The 9,011-nt window shown below is 69.0% G+C and carries 7 protein-coding genes; 6 read left to right on the top strand and 1 reads right to left on the bottom strand.

The genetic code is table 11. From position 1 onward, the window contains the following. Positions 1 to 34 precede the first annotated feature (34 nt). Positions 35 to 1,018: a hypothetical protein gene (locus GAA2_RS18890; RefSeq protein ID WP_159404978.1), complete on the top strand. Its 984-nt coding sequence runs from the start codon at positions 35 to 37 to the stop codon at positions 1,016 to 1,018. Between the two features lie 77 nt (positions 1,019 to 1,095). Here the strand turns inward: GAA2_RS18890 and GAA2_RS18885 are convergent, their stop codons facing one another. Continuing rightward, complete coding sequence (locus GAA2_RS18885) at positions 1,096 to 1,737, bottom strand: TetR/AcrR family transcriptional regulator (protein WP_159404977.1); 642 nt, start codon at positions 1,735 to 1,737, stop codon at positions 1,096 to 1,098. A 219-nt stretch (positions 1,738 to 1,956) separates the two neighbouring features. Between GAA2_RS18885 and GAA2_RS18880 the strand changes: the two genes are divergently transcribed. From GAA2_RS18880 to atzF, 5 genes are read left to right on the top strand one after another with little or no spacing between them, the layout of a single operon-like run. Next, entirely contained in the window at positions 1,957 to 3,504 is a 1,548-nt protein-coding gene (locus tag GAA2_RS18880) for an amino acid permease (protein WP_159404976.1), read from the top strand. Positions 3,505 to 3,526: 22 nt separating this feature from the next. Beyond that, positions 3,527 to 4,372, top strand: coding sequence for an urea amidolyase associated protein UAAP1 (locus GAA2_RS18875; protein WP_006436942.1), 846 nt, complete (start codon positions 3,527 to 3,529; stop codon positions 4,370 to 4,372). Between the two features lie 29 nt (positions 4,373 to 4,401). Continuing rightward, positions 4,402 to 5,070 (top strand): urea amidolyase associated protein UAAP2, encoded by a 669-nt coding sequence (locus GAA2_RS18870; protein WP_191834512.1) that lies wholly within the window; start codon positions 4,402 to 4,404, stop codon positions 5,068 to 5,070. Between the two features lie 54 nt (positions 5,071 to 5,124). Next, positions 5,125 to 7,194, top strand: coding sequence for a 5-oxoprolinase/urea amidolyase family protein (locus GAA2_RS18865; protein WP_096274618.1), 2,070 nt, complete (start codon positions 5,125 to 5,127; stop codon positions 7,192 to 7,194). Further along, positions 7,191 to 8,861 (top strand): allophanate hydrolase, encoded by a 1,671-nt coding sequence (atzF, locus tag GAA2_RS18860; protein ID WP_159404975.1) that lies wholly within the window; start codon positions 7,191 to 7,193, stop codon positions 8,859 to 8,861. The genes GAA2_RS18865 and atzF overlap by 4 nt, the downstream gene beginning before the upstream one ends. The last annotated feature ends 150 nt before the right edge of the window (positions 8,862 to 9,011 follow it).

Raw genomic sequence — 9,011 nt, 5'->3', positions numbered from 1 at the left:
TCGACGCCCAGCGGTCGTACTGTTGGGATGTGCGATGGCCGCGTCGTTCGCGGTGACCGCACCTGCCGACGCAGCCACTCCAGGGGCCGGGCCGCCGACACCGGACCTCGCCCCGGCGGGGATTCTCGCCGGGGCCCCGCCGATCGGGAGGTTGCCGGACCTTCGTCCGGTGTCCCAGGTGGTGGTGTCGAAGGCCGTTGGCGGGAACCAGGAGTCGGTCGTGACGTCGACCTGGCCGCGGGTTCTGCCGGGTGATGTGTCGGTGCATCCGACGCCGCTGGGGCCCGCCCGTCGGGTCGCCGATCGAGCGGCCGGAACCGGTGACGTCGTGCGTATCGGCAATCTCGAGCTACGTCGCCCCAGCGTCGTGTCCCGGCAGCTGGCCGGGGACATCAGTGCCGGCTCGGGTGAACTCGTGGCGGGTATCTCCGACGTCCTGCGCAGCAACGGGGTTTCGGTGGCTCGTGCGGACAAGGTCGCCGAACAGATGGTCGGCGACGCCGCGGTCGGTGGTGTGATCGGCGCCGGTGTCGCGGCTCCGCTGGCCTTGGCCGTCGGCGGTGTGGTCGGTGGTGGACTCGGACTCGTTCTCACACTTCCGCTTTGGCCTACCGGTCTCGTCGTGGGTCCGCTGGTCGGGACCGCTGTCGTCGCCACTCTGGTCGCGCTGCCGGCAGTCGCGGCCGGTGTCGCCATCGGAGCGGCGCACGGTTACGACAAGGGGTGGAAGGTGCCGCTCAACCGGAAGCCGGCCACGCGTCCCCAGCCGACGTCGGTCTCTCTCGACCGGGCTCCGGCCCAGGTGGCCCCGCCGGTACCGGCGACCGCCATCAGGCAGCTGACCCCGGTGTCCGCCGTCACGCGGTCGGCCCCGGTGCCCGCGGTTCGGCGCGTGACGCCGACGCCGGCGGTGAAGAGGATCGCGCCCGCCCAGTCCGCCCGTCGCGATGCGGTGCCGTGTTCGCTGCTGCGGATGGCGGAGGTCGCGTTACAGGGAGGTGTGGTCGGCAGCTGCTGATCGGACCAGAGCAACGACCCTGGCGCAGTGACCTACTGCGCCAGGGTCGTTCTGCTCTCCGCTGGGCCGTCGGCCGGTCAGGGCCGGTGTTCGGTCAGCATCCGGATCGCGCCGACGATCGTGCCGACGAGACCCTCGGCGGTGTGGCTGCCGAGCTCGCCGCGCTGTTCGTCGGCGCGCATCATGATGACCGACTCCACGAGGCGGAACGGCAGCAGACAGCGCTTGTCCGCCGGATCGCCCAGCGCCGCGGACGTCAGCGCCGCATAGGCGGCGGCGAGTTCTTGTCGCGCGGAGCGGAATTCGACGAATCGGGGTTCGCCCACCTCGGGTAGCAGATAGAGCGCGCCGAGGTTCCAGCGTGCGCGGGCGAGCTGTTCCACGTCGAACCGGGCCAGTGTGAGCAGCCGATCCAACGCCGGTCCCTCGGTGTCGAGCAGAGCGCGGGCCTGTTCGACCGAGGCGAGCACGGTCGTCTCCAGCAGGTTCGCGAGGATGTCGTCCTTGGTGCCGAAGTAGTGGTACATCGATGCCTGACGGATGCCCACGGCCTCGGCGATCATCCGCGTCGATGTCCCGGTGTAGCCGTGGCGCGTGAAGAGCTCGGCGGCGGCGTCGAGGATCTCGTCGCGGGCGGTCTCGCCCCGACGTCTCGACGGCACCAGGCGTGGGCGCCCGGGACCGCCGGATGTGGTGGCCGAGCGCGTGCCGGTCGCCATGATTCCTCCTGCGTTGGTGGATGTTCTCGACCCAGTGGACCATGTGTGAGCGACTCCGGAGGCCGTTGCGATACCTCGACCTGCATCGATTAACGCACTCGTTACGCCCGTTTTCGCGGTCGGAACAAAACTGTCAACCGCAAGAAATGTGCGTTCGCTTATCTGTCAACTGACAGATTCGCGCTCGACGAGGAGCTCCTCGACAAGAAAGAACGCACCATGACCTCAACCCCGGAAACGGCTGTCGCGCCACCGGCCACCGCGCCGGCCGGCGACCTCGACGCCGACGACCTCTCCGAATTCGGTTACGAGCAGCAGCTGCACCGCTCGCTCGGCAAATTCGCCTCCTTCGCCGCGGGCTTCTCGTTCGTCTCCATCCTGACCACGATCTTCCAGCTCTTCGGACTCGGCTTCGGATTCGGTGGACCGGCGTTCTTCTGGACCTGGCCGATCGTCTACGCAGGCCAGTTCCTGGTGGCCCTGTGCTTCGCGGAGATCGCTGCGCGGTACCCGATCTCGGGTGCCATCTACCAGTGGTCCCGGCGCCTGGGCGGTGAGGTCATCGGCTGGTTCGGTGGATGGTTCATGATGATCGCGCAGATCGTCACCGCCGCCGCGGCGGCCATCGCACTGCAGGTGGTCCTGCCTGCGGTGTGGACGGGCTTCCAGATCGTCGGTGACGACCCGACGCTCACCAGTACCAGCGGTGCGGCGAATGCGGTGCTGCTCGGGTCGATCCTCCTGGTGATCGTCACCGCGATCAACTGTGTCGGCGTCACCTGGATGAGCCGCGTCAACAGCATCGGCGTCATCTGCGAACTCGTCGGCGTCACCGCGGTGATCCTCGCGCTGTTCACCCACGCCCGCCGCGGCCCCGACGTCGTCTTCGACACCGGCGTCCCCGGGCAGCAACCCGGCTACATCTGGGCGTTCATCGTGTCCGGCCTGATGGCCGCATATGTCATGGTCGGCTTCGGTTCCGCAGGCGAGCTCGCCGAGGAGACCCGGGACCCGCGACGGGTCGCACCGCGCACCATCCGGATGGCTCTGACCGTCTCCGCCGTCGGCGGTGGACTGATGCTGCTCGGTGCGCTCATGGCAGCGCCGACGCTCGGTGAGGAACTCGCGACCGGCGGACTGCCCTACGTCCTGGATTCGGTGCTCGGCAGCTTCTGGGGCAAGGTCCTGCTGTGCGACGTCGCGGTGGCGATCTTCATCTGCACCCTCGCCATCCAGACCGCGTGCTCGCGACTGATGTTCTCGATGGCCCGCGACGGCCGGCTCCCGTTCTCCGCGCAGCTGTCCCACGTCAACCGCCGCACCGGTACCCCGATCGCGCCGTCGATCCTCATCGGTGTGCTCTGCATCGGCATCCTGCTGGTCAACGTGGGCAACTCCGCGATCTTCGCGACCCTCGCCAGCGTCTGCATCATCCTGATCTACCTGGCCTACCTCGCGGTCACCGGTCCGATGCTCTACCGCCGGTTCCAGGGCTGGCCGCACCGGGGCGGCGTCGACGCCGGCGGCAAGAAGCTGTTCAGCCTGGGTCGCCTCGGGATCGTCGTCAACGCTCTCGCGGTGCTCTACGGAGCGCTCATGGTGATCAACCTGGCCTGGCCACGCGCCGAGGTCTTCGATCCCGCGGGCGAGATGCCGATCCTGCGCTGGGCCGGACCGATCTGCATCGCCGTCACCGTCCTCGTCGGGATCGCGTGTTTCCCACGCGGCAAGGAACATCCGAAGCCCGTCACCTTCCCCGCTTCCTGAACAACTCGGAGGAGTCACGAGAATGACCACCATCACCGCCACCGGGACCACCGCGGGAGCCCGCGAGCATGCCCGGTCGCAGGCCGGCCGTATCACCGACAGCATGCCGGTCGTCCCGGCGTCGAACTGGCCGAACCCACCCGCGGGCATCGAGCCCGCATCCCTGACCTGGGCCGAGGCCGTTCCCGGTGGGCGCTACACCAGCAAGGTCCTGGCCCGCGGTACGCGCCTGCGCCTGCACGACGTCGCCGGTTCGGCCTGCGCCCACATCCTGTTGTGGCGCGCCGACGCACCGTGGGAGCGGCTCAATGTCGCCGACACGGTGAAGGTCCCGTGGCAGGCCTATCTCGGCGCCGGACATCCGTTGCTGAGTGATCAGGGACGCGTCCTGGCGACCGTCGTCGCCGACGAGTCCGGCCATCACGACGCCCTCTGCGGCACGACCACTCTCGCCGGCAACATCGCGAAATACGGCGACGGACATGTACATTCGGCAACCCCGGCGGGACGCGAGATGTTCACTCTCGCCGCCGCCAAGCACGGCCTGACGCCGACCGACGTCGCACCCTCGGTGTCGTTCTTCCACGGGGTGAAGGTCGAGGACGACGGCTCGTTGCGCTCCACCGGTTCCGCCGGTGCCGACAAGTCGGTCGACCTCATCCTGCACCTGCCGTGCGTCGTGGCGATCGTGAACACCGCACACCCCGTCGACCCGTCGCCGACCTTCGACACCACCTCGCTCGAGTTGCTCGCGTGGAAGGCCCAGGCCGAACTCGATGCGCTGCTGGCCGGCGTCGCACACACCGACCCCGAATACCAACGGGCCGTCGCCAACTCCGAAGACGCCTGGGCCGCGGCTCGTTTCTGAGCTCCCCATCCCGAGAGGACCGAACACTCATGACCGCCACCATCGATCTCGCCGCGGCACCCGCCGCCGGCCTCGCCCTCGTCACCGGCACGGTCGTCCACGACGCCACCGTGGGTGAACGCGGCCCCTGGTCGGGTGTCGTCGCGGCCGGCGACGTGCTCACCATCGTCGACCTACACGGCAACCAGGCCGTGGACACCCTCTTCTACGGTGCCGACGACCACACGAAGCGCTACTCGGCGCAGGCCACGATCGCCGCGCAGGGCAACATCTTCCTGACCACCGGCACCGTCATCTGCGACCAGGAGGGCGACCCGCTGATGACGATCGTCGCCGACGAGGTCGGCAACCACGACACCGTCGGTGGTGCGTGCTCGCAGGAGTCCAACACCCTCCGCTACGGCCACCACACCAAGCATCAGCACGCGTGTGTCGAGAACTTCCTGATCGAGGGCAGCCGGCACGGACTGGGCAAGGCCGACCTGGTCGGCAACGTCAACTTCTTCATGAACGTGCCGGTCGACCCCGACGGGTCTCTCGGCATCGTCGACGGACTGTCGGCGCCCGGAAAGCGCCTAGCGCTGCGCGCCGAGACCGACACCCTGGTGCTGATCTCCAACTGCCCGCAGATCAACAACCCGTGCAACGGATTCGACCCGACCGCGGTCCGGGTCATCGTGACCCGACCAGCCGCCTGACACCTCCGCCGCGTCGAATCCGTACAGCTCACCGACTCACCGAGGGACCACACCATGTCTGCCTCCATCGGGGCCCCCACGCCGGCCCCCGTCACCGTCCTGCGGTCCGGCCCGCTCACCACCATCCAGGACTGGCCCGGTCGTACCGGGTACTGGAAGGTCGGGGTACCGCCCTCCGGGCCGATGGACGACCTGTCGTTCCGGCTCGCCAACCTCGCGGTCGGCAACCCCGAGGCGGCGGCCGGCCTCGAGATCACCCTCATGGGTCCGGCACTGCGCTTCGAGGCCGGGGCCGTCGTGGCGGTCACCGGTGCGCCGGTCGCCGTGACGCTCAACGGACGGCCCGTGCCGCAATGGGTTCCGTTTTCGGTGGCTGCCGGTGACGTCCTCGACGTGGGTACCGTCGGGTCGCTGGGCATGCGGGCATACATCGCGGTGTCGGGCGGATTCGACGCGGAGGATTATCTCGGTAGCCGTTCGACCTTCACGATGGGGCGTTTCGGTGGACTCGACGGCCGGCCGCTCGCGGCGGGCGATCAGCTCGCACTGCTGGGCGGTCCGACCGGTCCGGCGCGGCGCATCCTCGGCGACGAGCAGCCCGCCTTGACCAACACCTGGCAACTGGCGGTGACCGTCGGTCCGCACGGCGCACCCGAGTTCTTCACCGAGGCCGACATCGCCGACCTGTTCGCCACCGATTACGAGGTGCACTTCAACTCCGACCGGACGGGCATCCGGCTGATCGGTCCCAAGCCGCGATGGGCGCGCAATGACGGCGGCGAAGCCGGACTGCATCCGTCGAACATCCACGACAACGCGTACTCCGTTGGTGCCCTGGACTTCACCGGCGACACACCGATCCTTCTCGGACCCGACGGGCCGAGCCTCGGCGGATTCGTGTGCCCGGTGACGGTCGTGACCGCCCAGCGGTGGAAGCTCGGTCAGCTCAAGCCCGGTGACACGATCCGCTTCGTGGCCGTGCGCAGTGCGGAGACCGCCTCGCCCAAGGAGACCGGCCTCGGCCGGCGCGCCAGTTTCGTCGACGTCCTGTCCTCGGGCGGCGACGCCGACAACGGAATCCTCGGCTCGACGACGACCGCCGACGGGTCGACGTCGGTGACGTACCGCCGCTCCGGAGACGACAACATCCTCGTCGAATACGGCGAGATGCAGCTCGACCTGGCGCTCCGGGCACGTGTGCACGCGCTGAGTGAGCGCATCGCCGCCGAAGAGCCCCGGGGTCTGATCGATCTCACGCCCGGCATCCGGTCGCTGCAGGTGAAAGCGGACCCGGATGTGTGGTCACAGACGCAGATGCTCGAATGGCTGGCCGAATGCGAGAGCGAGCTTCCCGCCGCCGAAGATCTCGTGGTGCCCAGCCGAACGGTTCACCTGCCGCTGTCGTGGGACGACCCGGCCACCCGGGAGGCCATCGAACGCTACATGCTCGGTGTGCGTTCCGACGCTCCCTGGTGCCCGTGGAACATCGAGTTCATCCGCCGCATGAACGGCCTCGACTCCGTCGACGACGTCTATCGCACCGTGTTCGACGCCAGCTATCTGGTACTCGGCCTGGGCGACGTGTATCTCGGTGCGCCGGTGGCGGTTCCGCTGGACCCCCGCCACCGGCTCGTCACGACGAAGTACAACCCGGCGCGGACCTGGACGCCGGAGAACGCGGTCGGCATCGGCGGTGCTTACCTGTGCATCTACGGAATGGAGGGTCCCGGCGGCTATCAGTTCGTCGGACGCACCACGCAGGTGTGGAACCATCGCCACCCGCAGCCGGCTCCCGGTTTCGATCCCGAACACCCATGGTTGCTGCGCTTCTTCGACCGTATCCACTGGTACCCGGTGAGTGCCGAGGAACTCCTCGACATGCGCGCCGACGTCGCTGCCGGCCGCGGGGACAGTACCAAGATCGTCGACGGTGTCTTCTCGCTGGCAGAACACCAGCAGTACCTCGAAGACAATGCCGCCGACATCGCCTCTCGGCGGGAGAAGATGGAGATCGCCCGGGCCGAGGAGCGTCAGAGATGGTCGGCGCAGGGTGAATTCGCCGACGACGGCAACGGCGCCGAGACGGCAGTGGTCGGCGTGGGGAACGAGGAGCGAGTGGCATGAGCAAGGTCGACGAGGTCTACACCCGGATCGCCGCGGCGGACCGTCCCGAGGTGTTCATCACGTTGCGTCCGCAGGCGGACGTCGCGGCCGAGTTCGATGCGGCACTCGCGTCCGGCGGGCCGCTGGCCGGCACGATCCTCGCGGTCAAGGACAACGTCGACGTCGCCGGGCTGCCGACCACCGCGGCCTGCCCGGGCTACGCCTCCACGCCGACCGCAGACGCACCCGCGGTCGCGGCACTGCGGGCGGCCGGTGCCGTGGTGATCGGGAAGACGAACCTCGACCAGTTCGCGACCGGACTCGTGGGAACGCGCAGTCCTCATGGCGCCGTGCGTGATTCGCGACGACCCGATCGCATCTCGGGCGGTTCGAGTTCGGGATCTGCGGTGGCGGTTGCGCTCGGATTCGCGGACATAGCGATCGGCACCGACACCGCCGGATCGGGCCGCGTACCCGCGGGCCTACAAGGGCTCGTCGGCGTCAAGCCGACGGTCGGGGCGATCTCGACCGACGGCGTCGTGCCGGCGTGTGCAAGCTATGACACGGTCACGATCTTCGCCGCCGACCTCCCACTGGCGAACCGCGCCATGTCGGCTATGGCTGCAGCGCAGGGCCCGAGGCCGTTCGGCTCGTCGGCGCCGCTGGCCGCACCGGAACGTCCTGTGGTCGCCGTGCCCGCCGACCTGCCTGAACTCGACGAGGCCTGGCGCGCCGCGTTCGCCGAGGCGGTGCTGCGGGCCGAGGCTGCCGGACTCGTGATCAAGACCGTCGACCTGTCGCCCTTCCTGGCGGCTGCGAAACTTCTGTATGAGGACGCGCTCGTCGCCGAACGGCACGACGCGGTCGGTGACTTCCTGGACTCGGCGGACCCGGACGATGCCGGGCTCGACCCCACCGTAGCCGGGATCATCGGTGCCGCAGCCCGATTCACCGCCGTGGATCTCCTCCGCGCGCGCCGCCGCCTTGCCGAACTCCGGACGGAGGCCATGGAGGAGTGGGGTGACGCCACCGTGCTGATGGTCCCGACCGCGCCGGCGCACCCGACGATCGCCGAGGTCGCCGACGACCCGGTCGGCGTCAACTCCCGGATGGGCACGTACACCAACTTCTGCAATCTGTTCGATCTCTGCGGCCTCGCCGTCCCGAGCGGCGTCGTATCCGAAACCGACGGGACCGAGGCGCAATTCGGCGTCACCTTCCTGGGCACGGCACACGAGGATGCGGTCCTCGTCGACGTGGCGGGCCGGTTCCTCGGTGCTCCCGACATCCGGGCGTCGTGGGTGGAGACCGCGGAGTCGATCGAGCTCGCGGTCTTCGGCGCGCACATGCGGGGCGGGCCGCTCACCCACGAGCTCAGCGAGCGTGGCGCCCGATGGGCGGGCGAGATCACCACGACCCCGACCTACCGACTCGTAGCGCTCGACACCATCCCGCCGAAACCGGGCCTGATCCGCGATCCTGCTGCCGGACGGGCCATTCGGGGCGAGATCTGGCGGTTGTCGCCGGCCGCGCTCGGCGAGTTCCTCGCCGCTCTGCCGGAACCGATGATGCTGGGCAAGGTCGAGGTGGCCGCCGGCGAGACGGGACCGGCGCGGTGGATCGTCGGCTTCGGTTGCGCGGCCGACGCCGGTGCTGCCGGAACGGAACTCGACCGCGACCGCTGGTAGTCCCGACCTCGCCCACCCGCATCTCATCCGTATGACGTCGAGCCCGGTATCCGGGTTCGACGTCATACGGATCCGGGCGGCCGCATCCGTCTCGCGCAAACCTTCCGACCTGGTCGTTTGTCCAGCAGGTCGCTTCCGTGCCGTGGCGCC

Origin of the sequence: Gordonia ajococcus, from assembly GCF_012974285.1 — a bacterium.
GTDB classification, from domain to species: domain Bacteria; phylum Actinomycetota; class Actinomycetes; order Mycobacteriales; family Mycobacteriaceae; genus Gordonia; species Gordonia amicalis.
The sequence above is the reverse complement of the archived record's forward strand: the minus strand, read 5'-3'. Positions and strand labels throughout refer to the sequence as shown.